At 53.7% G+C, this 20,434-nt stretch carries 13 protein-coding genes; 2 read left to right on the top strand and 11 right to left on the bottom strand.

Going from position 1 to position 20,434, the window contains the following annotated elements:
* Positions 1-180: 180 nt before the first annotated feature.
* The 3 genes from SH287x_RS17280 to SH287x_RS17270 all read right to left on the bottom strand — a co-directional run bounded on the left by SH287x_RS17280 (position 181) and on the right by SH287x_RS17270 (position 5,034).
* Positions 181-2,040, bottom strand: a complete 1,860-nt coding sequence (locus SH287x_RS17280; protein WP_479515631.1) for a CotH kinase family protein — start codon at positions 2,038-2,040, stop codon at positions 181-183.
* A gap of 719 nt (positions 2,041-2,759) precedes the next feature.
* A complete protein-coding gene (locus SH287x_RS17275; protein WP_479515630.1) occupies positions 2,760-4,100 on the bottom strand; it encodes a PhoH family protein in 1,341 nt (446 codons plus the stop codon).
* A gap of 217 nt (positions 4,101-4,317) precedes the next feature.
* Entirely contained in the window at positions 4,318-5,034 is a 717-nt protein-coding gene (locus tag SH287x_RS17270; RefSeq protein ID WP_479515629.1) for a metallophosphoesterase family protein, read from the bottom strand.
* A gap of 608 nt (positions 5,035-5,642) precedes the next feature.
* On the opposite strand from SH287x_RS17270, the gene SH287x_RS17265 reads away from it, so the two are divergent.
* Positions 5,643-5,963 (top strand): hypothetical protein, encoded by a 321-nt coding sequence (locus tag SH287x_RS17265; RefSeq protein WP_479515628.1) that lies wholly within the window; start codon positions 5,643-5,645, stop codon positions 5,961-5,963.
* A 763-nt stretch (positions 5,964-6,726) separates the two neighbouring features.
* Positions 6,727-10,725, top strand: coding sequence for a serine/threonine protein kinase (locus tag SH287x_RS17260; RefSeq protein WP_479515627.1), 3,999 nt, complete (start codon positions 6,727-6,729; stop codon positions 10,723-10,725).
* A 124-nt stretch (positions 10,726-10,849) separates the two neighbouring features.
* Here SH287x_RS17260 and SH287x_RS17255 read toward each other — a convergent pair whose 3' ends face one another.
* The 8 genes from SH287x_RS17255 to SH287x_RS17220 form a co-directional block, all read right to left on the bottom strand.
* Positions 10,850-12,256: an HD domain-containing protein gene (locus tag SH287x_RS17255; RefSeq protein WP_479515626.1), complete on the bottom strand. Its 1,407-nt coding sequence runs from the start codon at positions 12,254-12,256 to the stop codon at positions 10,850-10,852.
* A 127-nt stretch (positions 12,257-12,383) separates the two neighbouring features.
* Complete coding sequence (locus SH287x_RS17250) at positions 12,384-13,820, bottom strand: aldehyde dehydrogenase family protein (RefSeq protein ID WP_479515625.1); 1,437 nt, start codon at positions 13,818-13,820, stop codon at positions 12,384-12,386.
* A 61-nt stretch (positions 13,821-13,881) separates the two neighbouring features.
* Entirely contained in the window at positions 13,882-14,274 is a 393-nt protein-coding gene (locus tag SH287x_RS17245; RefSeq protein WP_479515624.1) for a hypothetical protein, read from the bottom strand.
* Positions 14,275-14,292: 18 nt separating this feature from the next.
* Positions 14,293-14,547, bottom strand: a complete 255-nt coding sequence (locus SH287x_RS17240) for a hypothetical protein (protein WP_479515623.1) — start codon at positions 14,545-14,547, stop codon at positions 14,293-14,295.
* A 145-nt stretch (positions 14,548-14,692) separates the two neighbouring features.
* Complete coding sequence (locus tag SH287x_RS17235; protein ID WP_479515622.1) at positions 14,693-15,790, bottom strand: phenylacetate--CoA ligase family protein; 1,098 nt, start codon at positions 15,788-15,790, stop codon at positions 14,693-14,695.
* Positions 15,791-15,848: 58 nt separating this feature from the next.
* The gene (locus SH287x_RS17230) at positions 15,849-17,393 is read right to left on the bottom strand and encodes an MFS transporter (RefSeq protein WP_479515621.1); all 1,545 of its coding nucleotides are present in this window, start codon (positions 17,391-17,393) and stop codon (positions 15,849-15,851) included.
* A 589-nt stretch (positions 17,394-17,982) separates the two neighbouring features.
* The gene (locus SH287x_RS17225; protein ID WP_479515620.1) at positions 17,983-18,207 is read right to left on the bottom strand and encodes a histone H1-like repetitive region-containing protein; all 225 of its coding nucleotides are present in this window, start codon (positions 18,205-18,207) and stop codon (positions 17,983-17,985) included.
* A 1,008-nt stretch (positions 18,208-19,215) separates the two neighbouring features.
* The gene (locus tag SH287x_RS17220) at positions 19,216-20,151 is read right to left on the bottom strand and encodes an endonuclease/exonuclease/phosphatase family protein (RefSeq protein WP_479515619.1); all 936 of its coding nucleotides are present in this window, start codon (positions 20,149-20,151) and stop codon (positions 19,216-19,218) included.
* Positions 20,152-20,434: the final 283 nt, after the last annotated feature.

Genomic DNA, 20,434 nt, shown 5'->3' with positions numbered 1-20,434 from the left:
ATCCCCTCACCCCAACCCTCTCCCGCTTGCGGGAGAGGGAGTCATCAAATTCTTCTCCCGCAAGGGGGCCTTTGGCGGGGTAAGCCCCATACGTGGATAAACGACTGGCTATCATACGCCGCCCCAAACCCCGCAAGGGGCTGGTGGCGTAAGCCCCATACGTGGATGAACGACTGACCTTCATACGCCGCCCCAAACCCCGCAAGGGGGCTTGAGCGAGGACACAGGAGTCCCTTGAGAAGACCCGATGGCCTTTCGCACCTCTTCGTTACTGAGCAGAAAGTCTCGTCGCTTCTGGATCTGATCCCATAACGTCGAGCGGCTTTCGTTACTTCCTTTGGTCTCAATCCATTGGGTTTCACGCAGGAAATCGGCATTCGACCCCAGTTTTTTTCGATCAACTTCCACCAGAGTCCGAATCTGATCAAACTGACTCTGCATGCGGGGCTTCAAAAAGTCGGCTGCTAAATACTTCTCTGCAATCTCACCCACATATTTTAAGTAGCGAGCTTTCAATTCCGGGACAGCCAGCAGTTTGCTACGAAGAGGCTTGGTGGCATCGTTCAGACCAACCAGCGGATCGAGCGTTGGGCCGCCGTGTCCTGGCCCCCTCATTCCAGGGCCACCTCGCCCCGCTTGAGCATTTCCACCGCGTTGAGGCGGCCTTCCATCAGCACCATCAGGTGGTGCAAATCCGGGCGGACCAAATCCGGGCGGGCCAAAGCCACCGCGACGATCTCCTCCCGACCCACCCCCCGGGGTGCCACCGGGGCCACCACTCATAAAGATCTCATTGAAATCATGAGGAACGACCGTGAATTTTCCTTCGGGAGTCGCATAGAGACTATAGTCACTCGCGCGCGTCCAATAGCCATCGCTATTACAAAGTGCGACATCCAACGCGAGAAACTTTAAGGTGCTATCAATATCCAGCACGGGTTCCAGTTTTTCAGCCAATTGCTCGGCGGGAGTTTCATTTAAAATGCGACACAGTTGAATGAGTTTCTCCCAGGCAACCGCTTCATCAGGACTCTTGATTTCATAACGGCGTCGATACTGCTCGACATCGTTTCCAAGGTACTCTAAACCCCCTCGGCCATTCGGACTGCCAGGAACTTTCCAGCGGTATCCCTTACTGTCTTTGAAGTGAGATTTGACAAAGTCTTTATTGAATTGCTCAACGTTGGCGTAAACACCCCAGTCTTCACCATTGATCACCACACGGACAAAATTCACCTGAGGGACTGCAATCATCTCAGAAGCGATCTGCGAGTAAACAAAGGCTCGCAGGAATGAGGAATCTCCATTGGAATTCAACAGATTGAGTGTTTTATAACCTTTTAATCGCTGTTTATTATCAACGGCATCGACTGAGACATTCAATGAACGCTTAAAGCCGGCCGGCACCATCATATAGGACGACATTCCTCGAAAACTGACGCCGACATTCGGGTAGTTTTCTCCATCCACTATTAAAGTCGCAGGAACTTCAATATCGGTGTTATGAAAATCTGCTAGCTCTGATTCCCAGTCGCTATTGTCGAAGGTGAAGAAATAGGTGCGGACAACACCCGGATCATAAAGCCCTGCTTCTGAAGCGGACGCTACCTCGGAAGATCGTACGGCTTCGCCAGCTTGAGGCGTACGGTTTCCACCCATTCTCCGGCCTCCACCAGGCGGCCCACCAGCACCAGGCCCGCCAGGTGGCCCACCAAATCCAGGGCCACGAAAACCGGGGCCACCGGGTCGCGCGCCGCCGCTCCTGGCTTCTTTGCGAGCAGCAACGCGTTCTTCACCACTGAGAATGCCATTCTGATCAAGATCAAACTGCTTCAAGAGTTTGCGATCGGCTCCCATACCCGGAGGCCCGCCCATCCCGCCGGGAGGGCCAAAGCCACCAAATGGCCCACCTCGCTCAAAAGGAGGCGGATTCCTTCCCTCCTCACGTGGCGACGATTGATTTTCCGTCTGAGACCAGACCGACTCCAGCGCGACCATGGTGATTAACAACAGCAGCGTTCCCAACACAATCGACCGCATCCCGCTCCCTTTATTCTGATCCGCCCCAAGATGGAGCGCTGGTAGACGATGACAATGAACACGACCCGCAGAACGCTGCCCGGTCTTTATCTATGGCCAACAACACACCATTCGCACATGGCCGTGCGCACAAGACAGTGCGCGCAAAACTGCCCGCGCCATGACAGCGGACGGTCTTTGCGCTGGAGCGATTGATGTAAGAATGAGTCCCTGAGTCCGTCGCAACAGGCTGAAGGCTGATCGAATCAAAACCTGAACAGCGACTCAAAGTTTCGATCCGTTGGCAAGAATGTGAAATATTTGCCAACGAACCATGTTTTATCAGGGAAAACTGAATCCAGCATGAAGCTCTGGCAACAACACCGTTTTGTGTGATTGCGGAGGTGCTGGGCGCTGATCGCCTCATGAAAATAAGGCAACTCGTGAGCTTTTCAGAAAGGCGGCTCAATCCAGCCTGAGTGGTTGAGGCCAGCCCGATTGATGCCAGCGATCACGAAGCACCGCTCGAAATCACTCGGTGAAATCGCTCTGCGATCTGTGAAAGGGAGCACGTTGTCATTGATGAGAGGTTGTGTGTTGCCAGTGAGAACACTGGTGGTTCATCAGCCCTCACCCCAACCCTCTCCCGCAAGCGGGAGAGGGAGTCAATAACATGCTCAATGAGTCAGTAGAAGCTCGCTCGAATTGCTCGGCGGTTCTTTTATCAAGCAAATCACACGCTACAGAAGATCCGTTGCGAGTTCTGCCAGTTGAGATCGTTCCCCTTTTTCCAGCGTCACATGGGCATAGAGTTTCTGCCCCACCATCCGATTGATCAGATAGGACAACCCATTCGAGAGTGAATCGAGGTAAGGATGATCGATCTGATGAATGTCGCCAGTCAGCACGATCTTCGTTCCTTCACCTGCTCGCGTGATAATGGTCTTCACTTCGTGCGGCGTGAGGTTCTGCGCTTCATCCACAATAAAGAAGACCCGCTGCAAACTGCGACCACGGATATAGGCCAGTGGTGTGATTTCCAGCCGATGTTCTTCCTGCATCTGCTGAACCAGCTTGGCCGTATCGCCCTCATGGTTCTGATGTTTGATCACAGATAAGTTATCGAACAGAGGCTGCATATAAGGATCGAGCTTGGCGCTGATATCTCCGGGCAGATATCCCAGGTCTTTATTGGAAAGTGGCACCACGGGCCGGGCGAGGAGAATCTGACGATAGTTATTACGGCACTCCAGGGCAGCGGCCAGCGCGAGCAATGTCTTACCCGACCCGGCTTTCCCTGCAATAGTCACCAGCTTGATGTCATCATCCAGCAAAGCCCGCAACGCAAAATGCTGTTCGGCATTGCGGGGAATGACACCCAGGGCGCTGGTACGTTCCACGCGATGAAACGCATTTTCCTCGGCGTTATACATCGCCAGAACAGAGCGGGAACCGTTCCGAAGAATGAAGTTCTCGTTCGCTCGCGGTGTGGTCACTTCCGGCAGATGATCTGCGGAAACACGACCGCCGTCGGCATAAAACGCCGAGACACTTTCGCAAGGCATGTTGGTGACGAGTCGCTTACCCGTATAGAGCTTGTCGAAGCTCTCGACTTTGTCGGTCGAATAATCTTCTGCGGGCAGACCAAGCGACTTCGCCTTCATGCGAAGATTGGTATCTTTCGAGACCAGAATCACCGGTTGGGGAGCACAGGTTTCCTGAAGAGTCAGTGCTGCATCCAGGATGCGGTGATCCGGGCCATCGGAGAGAAACGTCTCACGCATCCGCGCGGTAAAATTCCCGCGTAACATGACGCGAATGTGGCCCAACCCCTCGCCTAGCGGTGCGCCTTCTCCAGAAAGCACATCGCCCGCGAGTTCATCCAATCGCCGGAGGAACGCACGGGCCTGAAAGTTGATATCGTCATTCCCTTTTTTGAATCGGTCGAGTTCCTCCAGCACAGTAATCGGTATCGCGATGTCGTTTTCTTCGAAGTTGAGGAGACACCCGGCATCATGAAGAATGACATTGGTGTCGAGGACGAAGAGTTTGCTTTGCGTCGAACTGTGCTCCAGTCGCATGCACTTCCCCTGTAGGTGACGAGCCGCATCATCTCGGCCGGGCCATCCGGCCAGCGTCCATCAATATGCCCAAGTGAGCGTCAATTAATCAACAGGGGATTTTCAGAAGTCGTGAATTTCGTGCGAGACCGTCGAAAACTCTCGGGGTTTTCATATTGGGATAACCGTGTCCTGTTGACTCACGAAACTGGGGGTTTGTCCGCCTTAAACCACTGCCTTAAACCACAGGGCTGAAAGTGGCAGGAAGTGAGCCGCCCGTCTTCAGCAGATGTTCAGACAAGCCCACCAACTCGTCCGACAGACCCGCCTCACGCATCTGCTGAACGGTAAGATCAATGTCATAACTCGCTGTGCGGAATTCCACCCGGCCATTTTCAATGACAGCATAATGAGCACCCGCTTCACCATGCCTGGGCTGGCCCACACTGCCGGGATTAATGACCTGAGTACGGCCAAGATCCAGGTGCAAAGGACGATGGGTATGACCAACACAAACGAAATGAGCATCGATCATGGCCAGTCGCTGTTGCCACGAGGCCGGATCGTCAGTGAGGTATTCATCCATGGGGTCGCGCGGTGTGGCATGCACGAGGAAAAACTTTTGGCCATCCAGTTCAAAGCTGCGGGTCAGCGGCATTTGTGAGAGAAACTTGCGGTGAGAGGCTGTCAACAGGCGCTCGTTGATTTCCCGCGTGGCAGCAGCCAGTCGGCGCAAAGGCGAGGCTCCTTGCGTCTGCACACGCTGGGCGGTGGAGTGATCGTGATTTCCGCGAACGACAGCGGTCGCATGCGTCCGGATCCAGTCGACACATGGCGCAGGATCAGTGCCATACTCGACGGCATCTCCCAGAAACAGACAAGCGTCGAACGACTCCCTGATCGCCGAAAGAGCGACAAAATTCGCGTGAATGTCAGCCAGTAAAAGGATCTTCATGAATCAAGAACGCCAGGAATTGCCATAAAACAGACGGCCTCATCGCCTCTGGCAGCCAAAGCTTCCTTCAGGCAACGCACCGTCTGGTAATCTCAATATATGCCGGTTGAAAAGAAGGCTTCCATAAGCCCTGTCATGAGTCGTGCGATACTCTCTCTGGATAACTTTCTGAAGTGGTTCGCAGGCTCGCCCATAGCTGATGGCTTAATCTGTCAAATTCCGAACGGAAGTTCCATCAGATTAACTTCTGATGAGGAATAACCGCAACGGGTGAGATGGACTCATTTCAGGAATCTCTGTGATCCTGTTCATGGACTTGCGAAATCTCTTATGCAGACGCTGTTCATTTGAGAAGACGTACGGTCATCAGAAAAAAAGGGAAACCGCCCGTTTGAAAAATCCCCTGTAGCATCCCGATCTCTTTCATTGGTAATTTTAAGGGTTCAGAATTTCGCTTGGGGAACTTCCCTTGCTCCTGATTCTTTTCGCCATGATTGCCACCTTGGACTGCCATCATGTTTTAATAAGAGCGTGTCCAGAGCTTGGTCTTGAAATACAAACGCAAGACGACAAGCTTCGCCACATCACTTGCTGAGTGAGACGAGCCGATGAACGAACGGCAGAAACCTGCGAAATCATGGGATCAGTTGACCTTGCGCGATAAATGTCGCGAGGTCGACCGCTTGATCCATGAATTTGAAGATCATTTGCAGCAGGGATTTCTTCCGAAGGCGAATGAGCTAAAAAAACTCTCCAAGCCTCAGGAAGCTGATTTTGGAGGTGTGTTGGACGTCTCCATTCGCAATCAGATTCAGCAGGTGATCGCCAGCGAACGGTATAGCGCCGAGATTTATGAATCGCTGGAAAATGGGTTGGTACAGATTGCCGAGGATGTGCACGATCTGTTGGAGAATCAGCACAATAGGTGACCATGACAACGCCCGGCTTGATCGCCATTTGAGATGCAGTTCATTCCCCACGTTGAATGTTGCCGTCGGTTCAGCCCGTAGCAATCGCGGTGATAATCTTCTGCCTTAACGAAGTGTACGTGCGTGCCAATTGTAAGATCTGCACTTTTTTGCGTGCAAATAAGACAGGTGCGTACAGGTCAGGCAGGCTTCAGAGTCGGGAAGCCTCTTGCATTGTCAAAGTATAAAATTCGGGTTTCTTCTGTTGTTAAGTCCGACAACGGAGGACGTTGCGGCGACATCAACCCGAAGACAAAGCCGTGACACGGCACTCTGACGGTTTCGCCGAATTGCATGGCTTTTGCCGTTTTGCTGTATGTGCCGGATTCTCCGAAGATTTGGCATTGGGATTGCATTGCTGGCATGGCTTGATTGCGCCTTAAAGGCAAATTGTGATTCGCGGGCACAGTAACAAATAGGTGCTTGTGCATGCCTCGTTGGTGTTGCCGCGATTTTTCACCACTCTTGAGAAATGCTCAGGAAGGCGTGAACTTTATCGATGATTTTCTCGTCTTTTTGACGTAGTTGAAGCACAATAGATCTGTCGTAACCGCACGCATTGGTTCATGCGTGCTTCACTGTTTTTGACTTTTCCAATAAACCAGCCATTCTGGCGAATTTCATTGGCAGGACGTTTTCTGACGGACTGCCAATTCTGATTGACCTGTCGTCACACTCGAAATTTGTGCCACGTAAGGCTTTGAACTGACAGCAAGGAGGTCTGATGTCAGATCGCGTTCCATCACCAGATTCTGCACCATCGCGTGCAGCGGGTGAAGGTGCGCGCATCTCTCGTTCCTCGACAACTGGTCGCTCAACCGGCCAGCTGCCTGATGAGTCGGCGCTCGGCTCCGGTTCAGGTAATGCGAGTTCAGGTCATGCCGGTACTGGTGATGCCGGTACTGGTGATGCCGGTATTGGTGATGCCGGTATTGGTGATGCCGGTATTGGTGATGCCGGTACAGTTGATGAAGGAACAGCGGTCATTCGTCCTGATTCCGATGCCGCCCGTTTTTCTCGCAGCGTCATGATGCCATGGTCACATGACGACCAGCCCAATGAGCCGGAAACAGTGGTTCGTTTGCCACAACCTTCAGGATCATCCCATCGTGTTCCCATGGCGGGAATCCCCGTGGCCGGAATCCCCATAACCGGATCTCGAAGTTCCAATACGCCCTCCTCGTTTGACAAGCCAGGAGAGAAAAGTGAGTCCGCGTCTTCGTACCATACGGCAGCAGGCAGTGAGCAAAACGATGTCACGACCATTTCGGATTCGTCGCAATTCCCACTGAAGTCAGAGTCACAGGAAGGTGGGGCGTCTCAAGGCAGCAGCCGGGATGTTGAGTCGGCAGAACCCCGATCAGCCCTGCAGCGTGAGCAAACGCTTCGCCGTGAAGAAGCTTCCCATGCCCGGTCGTCATCGCGAAGTGCTGCCGCTTCAGTCAATAAAGATCTGACAGGCAGTGATTCCCGTTATCGCGGCAATATGAGTGGCCCGGGATCAAGTCTTTCGCAAAGGCCGCCGGTGAAAGGCGACCCGCCACCGGTGACAAGTCGTTATGACGCAGCGGCAGATCTCTCCGGGACACAGACCATCAATGCCGACTCATTCCTGCTGCGACGATTGTTTCCCAGTTCTGGTGAGACATTATCAGCCGATGAACTGAACAATTTTGAAGGACTGACCATCGATCATTTCCGCCTGATCTCTCGATTGGGTGTGGGGGGGATGGGTTCCGTTTTTCTGGCAGAAGATGAAATTCTGCGGCGGCAGGTGGCTCTGAAGATCTTGTCCCCCGGGCAATCGCGAGATGCGTCCAGCGTGGCTCGTTTTCGGAATGAAGCCCGTGCCGCAGCCACGCTGGATCATGAGCATGTCGCCCGTGTTTTCTCGAGCGGGGAAGATAAAGGTCTGTACTACATTGCCTACGAATATGTCGAAGGGCGGAATCTGCGCGACATGATCCGTCAGTACGGTCGGCTCGACCCGGCACAAGCCGTCCATCTGACGTTGCAGATTGCCAGTGCTTTAACGCACCTCTCGGCCATGAATGTGGTGCATCGTGACATCAAGCCTTCCAATATCCTGATGACGCGACATGGACGGGCCAAACTGGTCGATCTGGGGCTGGCCCGCTGTCAGTTGGGTGAGGAATCTGTCGAACTCACCGTCGCGGGAACCACGCTGGGAACCTTCGACTATATCTCGCCCGAGCAGGCAAAAGATCCGCGAACTGTGGATATCCGCAGTGATATCTATTCGTTGGGTTGCACCGTTTATCATATGCTCACGGGCGAACCGCCCTATCCTGAGGGAACCGTACTTCAAAAGCTACTTGATCATCAGGGGCGCGAGTCTCCCGATCCCGCTGTCAAAAATCCCCGTGTCCCTGCATCGCTGTCACTGATCGTTCGTCGCATGATGGCCAGTGACCGCCGCAGGCGCTACGCCAGCGGACAGGAATTGTTGCGGGAGCTGACTCTGGTCGCCCGGCAGTTGGGCGTCCCCACGATGGGCGCCGTCGGAGCGGTGCCGCCCCGTTCCCAATGGTATGACGGTTTAAGACAAAACGCCGGTTGGATCGCAACGGCAGGACTCCTCCTGCTGGTTGTCGTGCTGCTGGATCGCTATCCCAGCCTTTTACCCGGCGGAAAAGCCCTGAATCGTCCTTCAGCAGATCAGGTCTCAGGTGTCAACGGGTCAGCAGAAAGTCCAAGCCCCCCACCAGCCCCGTCATCGATTGATCGATCACGAAGAAGCCTCTCTTCGGGACAGGCTCCCACGCGTGCTGCGGTTTCAACAGATGGTGTCCCCGCGCCTCTCGAATTGCCGCCCGTGCTGCGTGACCCACAAATCATGACTCCTCCTCCGGTGGCCAGCACATCTGTCGGGAACCCTCAGACCAGTTCTGAACTGGAAACGCTCGCCGCGACCGGTGGTTCAACTTCTGTTGGCAATATCCCCAAACCGGGAGAACTGATCTCCGTGTTGCCACCTGTGAACGCTCCACTCGATGAGCGTCCTATCGGCGTCACAACTCCCGCAGGAAATTCTCCCGTCAAAGGGGAAAGCTCGACAGAGACGGCCCCCCTGGCCAGCGGGATGGACAATGTCCCCATCACCGAAAGTAACTCGATTTCCCCCTTGTTAATCCCGACTTTGGGTGACGCTGCCATTCCCAGTTGGTTTGAAAACATCTTCTCGAATCGCTCGCTGCGTCCCTACCCTAAAATCGATGCTCGTGCGAATCAGGAACTGGCAGAAACTTCTCGCAATGGGGATCTTCTTCCGCCTCCTCTGGAGACCGGCATGACGGACAGAACGCAGCCCGTTCCGCCCAGTCTTGCGAAAGGTTCCCAGGAAAATCTGATGCCCACTGCCCAGATGCCCACTGCCCAGATGCCCACAGCCCAGATGCCTACAGCCCTGATGCCCACATCGCGGGAGGCCACTCGTCCCGCGCCGGGCAAGATTGATCTCCCTCCCTTTTCTGAAAACAGGGGAGGAGAGGATCTGGCTGGTAGCCGCAATGGAAACCAGGACTCGTTGACGACTCGCCCAGAGGCTCATGGACTGCCTTCTGCCGCGATATCCATTGTGGGGGGAAAGACGTTTGAAAGCCTGGAGGCGGCCTGTGTTTCGGCCCGATCCGGGGATGTCATTGAACTGCGATATCAGGGACGACAACTTGCGCCTGAAAAGCCATTGCGTGTGGCTGGCAAGTCGTTAACGATTCGGGCAGCCAGAGGATATCGCCCGACGATTCTCTTTGCTCCTCAGGACAGTTTGCAGCCCGCCATGGTGACTGTGGCAGGAGGAAGCTTGTCACTGGTGAACCTCGACGTTGATTTTGAGATTCCTCAGACGGTTAACGCCGACTTATGGACTTTGTTCAACACCGAGCGTACTGAAAAGCTGACATTGCAGCAGATGCGTGTGACCGTAAAAAATCCGCGCCATGTGGCGGCGACAGTCATCCAGCAAACCATGCCCGTCGGTCAGCCTGCCGCGATCATGATTCCCATGAAAATGGGTGTCGGCGCGTCAGTTCCCGAAGTCGCATTCATGGGGTGCCTTGTCAGAGGCACCACCCGGTTCTGCACACTGGATGACCCCAGCCCGGCACGCTATGTCCTGGATGAGTCGTTGATTGCGGTTGAAGATGAAGTCTTCAAAACACAAGGCCCCATGGATGTCATGGCCGAGTCAGAACGGATTGAGATTCTGATGAATCATGTCACCGTGCTGACGCGGCAACAATTCCTTTCCATTGGCGGTGGCGAAGACTTTGCCTCCTCGCTGCGGCCACTCACCTGTGCCATTCGCAATTCAATCTTTGCAGTGGGCCACGGGAAACCACTGATTCTTCAGCAGGGAATGGCCGGAGAATCGGATCTCAAACGAATGCTGAACTGGTCAGGAGAAAGAAACTTTTACGACGCGATTGAACCCATCTGGCAAAACGGCACTTCGACCTACAAGTTGCGATTTGATCGTTGGAAACAGTTCTGGAATGTCGGTGGAGAGTTGTCCAGCTCGCAAAATATTCCCATTGAATGGCGCGGCCGCTGGATGACAAAAACGTTCGAGACGATCACTCCTGAAGAGATTGAACTCGACACGACGACCGATTCCAACCCCTTGTTGAATGCTGCCACCGATGGAACCGACGCGGGAGTTTCACCCGCACGACTTCCCGGAGCCTCTGACTTAATCAAGTAATACGCATTTCAATTTGCAGTAGCACTCTGTGTACTGTGTGCCATGCTTGCCTTCGTGCCATGAATTCCCCACACGGCTCCCCGACCACGGTCAGATTAATACGCATTTCAAGTTGCGATTCGTATTACATATTCGTCTTGGCATCGCTGGCGTCACCCAGAATGCTTTGAAGGGCAGCGGTAATAGCGGCGTCGTTCGTATGTTCTCGGGAATAGACCCGGAAGACGCACAGGCTTAAGGGAAGCTGTCGGAAGAGTTCATCATCCGAGAGTTCTGCGATCCCGCCCGCCGCCGGATCAAAGAGGTGATTCTGGCCACCCACGGGAAGCCGGCCACTCGGTCGGTGATAATGCCGGGCCACATCAATCCGCATTTCAATCGACTTTTTCTCGGCAGGCAGACGGTCGCGAATGCGTTGTTCAATCAGATCAGGTTCCGAAAAGATCGACATCCTCTCAGCCGAACTGTTGTAGTAACCCATTGTCCGCTCAGTCGCCATCTTCCAATGGACTTCTCGCGAAAGAATCTTCTGCCACCGCTGACCCAGGTCGCGCGTCGCAGCATCGCTCGATTGTGAAAAGCGGTCGACATCCACCAGAAACGAGGACTCTGTCAATCGCCGATAGTTCTCTAATTGGCCAATCGGGTTTCCTTGAAACAGATGTGGCATTGTCTCAGGAAATAATTCTTCCAGCGCCAGATCAATCGCCCGTACTGTGCGATGAAAATAAACCGTACGGAACAGGTTGGCACGCGTTTCAATAAAATTGATCAACGTCGGCAATCCACGCACATGGATCGTTAATCCTTGCGGTGTAAAGAACGAGTAATGCAGCAGCCGTGAAATATCGAAGGCCCGGACGTTATAGCCTGTCATGTAGGCATCCCGCAGCACAAAATCCATGTTGTCGACGGTATAGATCCCGCTGAACATCCCGCGAAGTTTTCGCAGCCAGTCGGGATGTCCTTCATCGTCGGCGGTTCCCGGTCTGGGACGACGAATCAGCCATGCAATCTGTCGGGGATCAAGTTCTTCCAGCGGCTTAAGTTCGCCTTTGGGATTGCGACGGATGCCGCGAAGCAAATCACCTAACTCCTGCTCAATGATGGCGCCGCCGACGTCTTCATGAGTGACATGAAATTGCGAAAGATAGTGGTCATCAAAAAAGTGGCCAAACGGGCCGTGCCCCACATCATGCAAAAGAGCCGCCATCCGCAGCAGCGATTCGACATAAGGCCGCGAGGGAACATTCCGGCTGGCTTCACAGAGTGAGTCATACCAGAAATCAATCGCCACAGAAGCCAGATGCATCGCTCCCATGACATGCTGGAATCGCATGTGTTCAGCGGCTGGAAAGACCCACCAGGCGGTCTGCAATTGATGGATGTGACGCAGCCTCTGCACCCACGGATGATCAATGATGTCCTGTTCGGCCGTCTCTCCCGCAGGCAAGCCCGCGCGGGAAATGAAGGGGATGTATCCGTGAATCGGATCGTGGGACAGACTCTCACTGATGAAGTCGCGGGGCATGACAAAACCGGCCTGATGAAGGAAACAAAACGGGTGAGCGCCCCTATGATCGTTCACCAGCATCATTCTGGGAATGGTAAACGGCCTCAAAGACCGAAAACATGACAGAGTTCGTCATTTCCCATTATCAATGGGCGGGAGGGGGACTGTTCTGGAAGGCACGGTTGCGGAACAGAAATTCCACAATGTTCCCTTCGTGCGGCTGCAACCAGTTGAGTTGCACCGTTTTCACCGCACCAAGATTCAAGCGGTCGATGTGATACGCATCCAGCAACTGCTGTGAGAACTTGGCGTCATCGGTCAGGGCTGTGCAGACCAGTGTCGGGCCAATAGCCTTGAGCATCTGGTTCTGCGGACATTCCACCACCGAAACGAAGGGGAACATATACTCGGCATTGGCCAGCTTAGTTTCGGGTGACGTGCAGTGGATCACCGTCGGAAGCAGGTATTCGGACTTGCCAAGTTGACCAATCCGGCCACCCTCACGGTACTTCGCTGTGACATCGGTGCTGCCACCTGCCGCGAGGCCTTCATCGATCTGGTTTGAAACGCTTTCGGCAACACCAGCAGTCGCCGAAGCGGCCAAAATCGCTTGAGGGTCATCCGCAGGGAGCGGCACAATCCTGCTCAGCTTTTGTGCGAGCGCGTCGGCAATCGCTGCGGTATGCCGCGAAGCATAGATGCTGGAGCAGTTGATGCACCCGCGACCGCCGTTGGTTGCCACGCTGTCCGCCATCAGGTCGAGATATTCTTCCCAGCGGTCGACAACATCGTCACCCAGGATAATCTTGCTGAAGCCAGGGCCATGCACAGAAACTTTCGGATTGCCAGCATGCTGCTGAATGGTTTGCTGGCTGCCGAAAATCATGCAACGCTGGGCATCACTGAGCAGGCCGCCACCGACATCATGGCCCCCGGGATAGAGAGAAATGGCTTCGCGCGGCAGGCCGGCAGCAAAGAACGCTTCCGTCACGCGGTAAGGTGTCCAGAATTCCTGCGAGCCTGGCTTAAGCATCAAGCCGATCTGGAGCGGGATGGCCGGTAGCCACAGTGTGTGCACACCCGGTGAGTTGGAAGGCAGGACGGCAGCCAGCACGGGCGTATTGGCCTGATAACTGACCATCACGCCGCGAGATTCCATGCCATAGCCTTTCGAGAGAATCTCGTGAGGCAGGCCGCGGGTGAGAGCGTCGATGACTTCGCCCATATGCGAAAGAACATACGAGTTCTTCCGCATATTAAATGCACAGAGTGAAATGGGAATACCAGTCGTTGCCGACTGCATGCGACAGAACTGATCGGGAGTCAGCGTCCCTGTCCCGCAGGGAAGTTCGGCATTGAGATACAGGTCAGCCGCCTTCTTGCAGATCTCGATGAGCTGATCAATGGAAAACTGCCGCAACGCTTCGCGCGATTGCTGGGCCTTGCGCAAATCCATCTTGACCATCGCCCCTGTCGCCTGATGCAACAGAGCTAATGTCTCGCCGGTTTCAAAGTGGTTAATCTCCACTTTTTCCATGCTGTCGTAAGGCTTGCCAAAGCGAAGGATGGGAACATCAAACATGGGAGGACTCAGTATTTGAAAGTTTGTGAGCAAATTGCTTTTAACAGAGATCTTCCTGGTATCAGGTCAGGTGAGAATTTTCATTTTCTACCAGAGCCTCCAGGACAACCTCTCCACCTGCAATAATATTCATCCGAAGTGAAAAACCAGCGAGCAAAGCCATGCCGATCAGCGTTGAGGTGCCACCGCCGTAAGCCTCAACAGTTGCACGCCCAAACTCGGTGATAATATCGATCTGATAGATCTCACCTGTGGCCAGACTTCCGTCTGCTGTGAGATACTGACCTGTGCCAACCGGAGATAGCCCTAATTCCTGTATGACGCCATGATCCAGAACCAGATACGTCGTACAGCCTGTATCGATGATGGCTTCAACCTGAAGAGAGCGTTCGTCACTCGCCAGCAGGTAAACTGGTAAAATTGGCTCCAGCCGCTCGTTGATGTATCCCTTCAAGCCGGCTCCCTCCCACGATTACGAAACACGTCGCCACGACCCCATGGCAAATGCCAGAGGGCTGCTGACTTTTCTCAGGAATGGTCTGCTCTCCGGGTGTCTCTCACGAACTTTTTGAATAGCGACAATTCCCTTGGTATGGACTTCGTAGTCACCTGACTCCACGTCAATTGCGACGAAAGATTCAGGGCTTGCTCCGACCAGTTGATCAGCAATTTCATGCTCAAAAAGCCAGTTGGCCTTGTCAGCCGTGGCATCAGTCGCTGAGGACATCTGAAACCTCCAGGCAGAAAGTGGAAGAACGTGCCAAACTCGTGGAACTTCCATACTGATTTGACGGGTTAAGCAAAGAGTGCTGAGCAGGCCAACGAGCCTGCGGACAAGCTCAGCAACCTGTCAGGACAGAGTGGTCGTACCACTAATAAACCCCAACCGTTGTGCTTTTGGCAATCTCATGGAAGGGGCGGGTGCCGCTGATGCCGTCCCAGGGGAATTTTTCACAAGGAAGTTCACGTTCACCTTCATCACGTTCCATGAAGCCGGGGACGAAGAGTTCTTTGGTCATGGTGTAAAGCTTCACGCGGCCTGTCTGGCCGTAGTCAACCAATGTGTTGTAGTCCTTGAAGTCCACCACTTCGATCGCCGCACGCGGTTGAGGAGCGTGATAGGTAATCTTGTAATTGTCGGCAGGATCGAATGGCTTACTACAGGCCAGGCCCATCAGCGTGTTGCCATAGGTCGGCGTCATGAAAACATCGGGGCCGAGGAGTTCTTCGGAACAGTAGCGATACCACTGAGGTGAAAACTCGGTACCGCCACCAAAGATCCCCGTGATCCCTTCTTCGGCAATGCTGCTGCCGTTATCGATCAGCTTGAGAGCCAGCGCTTCGAGCAGCTTGGGCGTCATGAAGGCGCACTTGATGTTGTGGCCTCCTTTGAGGATGGTCAGCACTTGCTCGATGCAGTGGTTCTTGTAGTCTTCCGCTTCCTTGATGCGGCCCTGCTTGAGCAGTTTTACCACCCAGCGCGGATCAAGATCGATGCAGAAACAGATCCCACCACGATGCTGCGCCAGATGCTCAATGGCCAATCGCAGACGCCGCGGGCCGGAAGGGCCAAGCATCAACCAGTTGGAACCCTTGGGGAACCATTTGTCATCGAGCGTCTTGGAAAACTCTTCATAGTCGATCCAGTGATCTTCAATGACCATGCGGCTTTTGGGCAAGCCTGTGGTTCCGCCGGTTTCAAAGACATAGACCGGCTTGCCAGCCAACCCCTTGGGCACCCAGCGGCTGATCGGGCCACCACGCAACCATTCGTCTTCAAAGTGTGGAAATTTCTTCAGGTCGTCGAAGCACTTCACCTCTTTGAGGGGATCGAAGTTAAACGTCGTGGCTTTCTCCAGCCAGAACGGCGAACCCGTCTCAGGGCTGAAATGCCATTGCACCGTTTCAACCGTGTGCTGATCAAGTTGTTCTTTAGCGGCGGCAATCCTGGCAGGATCAACAGTAGACATGATGGTTCCTGGTATTGGGAGTTGGGTATTGAGAGTTGATGTGGTAATCAAACACCAACTAATCCAGATCGGTTGAAGAGGGTTCAGGTAAGAAGAAGCTCAAGGCGAAGCCAGCCAACGTCACAAAACCGGCGACACTGGCAGCGGCAATCGAGAAGGCCATCGGAGGTGAGAATCCCCCTTCAACACCTGCTTTGGCCGTGAGAAAACCGGCAATCGTAGTGGTGACCAGCGCAAAACTGGTGCCGATCATGCGACCACCAATGTTGGCCGCAAAACTTTCGCCAGTACCACGCAAGTGCAGCGGATAAACGCGAGGAAGATAATTTCCCCAGAAACTGAACTGCCCCACCACAAAGAGACCCGCCAGGAAAACGCCCAGTGAGACCGTGGTGATCGGCAACACACCCAGCAGGATCCCTTCCAGGTTCACTTCAAAGTAGGTCTGGTTTTCAACCTGAAGGAACAGGGCAAAGACAGCCGGGAGAACGATCAAACCGGGAATCTGCAGGCACCACAGCAGTTTTCGGCGACTGACAATCCGCACAGCCAACAGCGCCAGCAGAAAACGACCAACCAGACCGCCGATCTCCTGCACCTTGGTGTATTCGCTGGCAATCTTCTGCTCGTATTGCCGCATGGCGCCGATCTTGGCTTTCTTGGCCACTTCGGGATCAGGTGGCAACTTGGCTTTTTCAGCGGCTGCTGCCGCTTTGATTTTCACATCAGCCAGGCCAGGCACAATCTGAGGGATCTGCTGGATGGCACCAAAGGCGGCTCCATAGCTCATGGCGAACATCAGCGTTGTCACGATCGTCGTCTTACGCAACTGGGGCGAAAACAGCTGAGCAATGCTCGGCCGCTTGAGTGTTCCTGCGGTCGACTTTTCTTTCCAGGCCGGTGATTCTGGCAAGAAGGGCCTAATGATGATCAATGGTATCGCCGGGATCAGCCCTGACATCAGCGTGTAGCGCCAGGCCTCGTGGTGATGAGCAGGTTCAATCGCTCCCCAGAAGCCAACAGCAAACTCGGGAATGAACGTGGGCGGCAGATCAACAGCGAAACGAATGGCCAGACCATTCATCACCGCGACCAGCAACCCGCCGATCGAAGAGAAGGCCTGGGTGTATCCCAACACTTTTTCACGCTGATGAGGATTGGGAAAGAGTTCGGCCAGCCACGCGACAGCCGCCACGAACTCCACACACACGCCAATGAACATCGTGCAGCGGAAGAAAAGAAGCATCCAGATGCTTGTCGAAAAGCCGGCAAGAAAAGCAGATCCCGCATAGAGCAGAATACTCCATGTCAGCACACTGCGCCGTCCCAGCCGATCTGTGAGATACCCACCCAGCAGTCCAAACAGGCCGCCAGCAAACGCGGGAATGTAAAACAGCCGCCCCACCCACATCAAAAACTCAGGGCTACCAGGTTGAGCTCCGACAAGCTCGAGCAGCGCTGGTCGGACAATCAGCGGCAGCATGAGCAGTTCATAAATGTCGAACGCAAAGCCAATCGCTGCGATAATACAAATCAACCAGCGGGTCATATCCATGGGAACGGGAGGGGGAGGCAGCAGACCCGCAGATGAGGCAGTAGACATCCAGAAACTCCCAATGGAAAAATCAGCGTGGAAAAATCACCCGGTTGAGATCTCAGTCTTTTTGGTCAGACCATCGCGGCGCCACGAAAGCACAAACAATTGTCCAAACAAGCTTCACGTCGAGCATAGAATCTACGACGAACAAAGGCAATTGCGCCTTCAACTCCAGGTTGTTGAAAGGATCCTCAGGACGCAATAAAACGAGACACCTGCTGAACGGAGATTCAAGCCGGATTTGACGAGTCAAGCAAGAGGCCGTGAGCAGATCAGGTGAGCAGGCCAGCAGAGACGGGGAAGTTCCGGGGTCATAAAACAGCAAGCGGCGACCATCTCAAAGGTGGTCGCCGCTTGCTCGCTGTAACGAGAACTGCACATCGGAAAAAGAGAGGTCTTGCTAAAAGCGACAGAACCCCATCGTCTCAAAGTGAAACGTTTTCTCCGGTGCAGAGGTGTGTGCATCAAAACATCAAGTCAATCAGGGTTGGTCGCAGGCCGTCAGACCCGGTTGAGCGAACTCAAAGGCCAGACGAAAAAAGCTGACTAAGACAATCCTGATCCTCTTCGACACGAAGAACTCGACGCAAAGAACTTAGGAAGCGGCTGGTGTTGGTGCTGAGGTAGCCTTCTTGACAGCCTTCTTTGCGACGGCCTTCTTGGCAACTGCCTTCTTGACGACGGCCTTCTTGGCAACAGCCTTCTTTGCGACGGCCTTCTTGGCAACTGCCTTCTTGGCGACAGCCTTCTTAGCGACGGCCTTCTTAGCAACAGCCTTCTTAACGACGGCTTTCTTCACTGCGGCTTTCTTCTTGGCCACTTGCTCTTCCTCCAAATCAGAGAAAACTCGTGACCATCCTTCCCGCTGGCTTACCGGGCATCTTGCGGGAGAAAGACAGGTCACTCAAAACGTTCACAACCGACCGCCAACCTTGGCAAGCCGAGCGACTTCATCATGAACATGCCCCGCTATCGCGATCGTTGTCAGGCTTCTGTGAACAACCTTGGCAGAGGTCATTGACTCACTTGACAACAGACACATTCATCACAACGCCACCGAACTGGCGATATCCTATGAATTCCTTGAAATACTTCAAGCCATATATCTGCATGAGCAACTCAAAAGGGGATGAAATCTCAAAGGTTTCTTGATCGCGCTCATGCAGACACGATGGACAGAGCCATCAAGCCTCTTCAATTGGCATCATCATGAGGGCCTCAACATGGATGAGATCGACTCATGAAAGAACACCTTGAAGACAACCATCGATGCTCTCTCTCATCGATTGAGCCATGATGTTTAATGAAGCCTTTCACGTTCTCTTGTTGACGCAAGAGATGATGAAATCAGCCTGATTTCACGGGGTTTTCTGATGATTGATCCCGCAGCGATCTTCACAGAATCAAACCTGCGTGATCATGATCACACAGCAGACGCTGGTTGTGATCGCAGGAGAATTGATCATCGCGAAGTGAGTTGTTCGTCGCAGAGAATCAGTCATGCGCTGGTCTCTTGGCTGATCGATGAGATGATTCTTCACCATGTGACCCACAACCCGCAGAGATTGCGGACTCTGCAAAAGAAAGGTCGTCACTTTCTGGTGTCACACCATGCCACATGTCTCTTCATGCCGCTGAGAGTCTCTCCGGGAAGGCTCCCTCTCCCTCGAGGGAGAGGGTTGGGGTGAGGGCCAATGAACCAGCCGTATTCCAAAGCTAATACCAATCCCCTCATCCGGCCTGCGGCCACCTTCTCCCTCAGGGAGAAGGACTTGTAGAGATCTCTCAACCAAAGAAGGATTTGAGCGCTTTCGGATAGCCACTGAGGCTACCGCCACTTCAGCACCGCGGTGACGGGAAAGTGATCTGAAGGAACCCGCCCCTGAACTTCTGTATGATCGATGTGAGACGATTGGACATCAAAGTCTGGCGTCACAGCGATCCAGTCAATGCGGGCACCGGTACGTTGCGTGCTGACAAATCCATTAGCCGTCCCTTCTTCTTTAAGGGAGTGAGGATGCGCGACCCGAAAAACATCACGAAGAGAAAACTGTCCTTTGTCAGCCAACGCCGATGAACCGAAGAGCGATTGATAAGGCTCGGAATTCTCGCTCGCATTGAAGTCACCAGTGAGAATGACTGGCGACTTGCCGGCAATCGCGGCCATTTTCTGGCGAATGAGTTTCGCAGACTCCACACGAGCCATCTTCCCCACATGATCGAAGTGAGTGTTGAAGAAATAGAAAGGAGCAGCATCTGGCGACTGCGGACTCGCCTTCAGGTCTTTGAGCTTGACCCAACTGACCATTCGCGGAAGTGACGTGTCCCAACCCTTGCTGGCGATGACCTCTGGAGTGTCGCTCAACCAGAAGTGACCACCGTCTAATTTCTCAAAGCGGGACGTGCGGAAAAAGATGGCGGTCATTTCTCCCTGATTCCCCCCATCCTCACGCCCCACGCCAAATGAGGTGAAACCAGGGATCTTTTCCGAGATGTAATCCTTTTGAAAACCCAGAGTCTCCTGTGTTCCCAGAAGATCCGGATCGAAGGCCTTGATGGTTTCAATCAGCAAATTACGGCGGTAATCCCAATGATTCGCTCCATCTTTCGCTGTGCCATAGCGAATGTTGAATGACATCACACGCAGTTGACTATGCGCGGGATTCACTTCGTCCCCCCGTGCCGGTTGGTTCACAGCCATCAGGATGGCAGAAGCAGGCAACCAAAAGGAGAGAATTTGTGAAGCAAATGTTTGCAGTGTCATAAAATGGAGGGCTTATTCAGGAGGAGAGGGCATGAAGCGAGCAGGGAAGGTCAATCAAAATAACTTCGGCGCTGGTTTGATGTCGAGTTCCCTCAAAATTATCGCTCGCACCAGTGCGGCACAAAGCAGCGACATGCGTGAACAACCACTTCGGCCACCTTCTCCCGCTAGCAGGAGAAGGATTTGGAGACTCCCTCTCCCGCTTGCGGGAGAGGGCCGGGGTGAGGGGTATTTAATTATCCGTGTTTCAGTTAGTTATCGATCATATGTCATCGATGACAAC

The organism is Planctopirus sp. SH287, from assembly GCF_056500625.1.
This window is presented reverse-complemented; position numbering and strand designations above follow the sequence as displayed.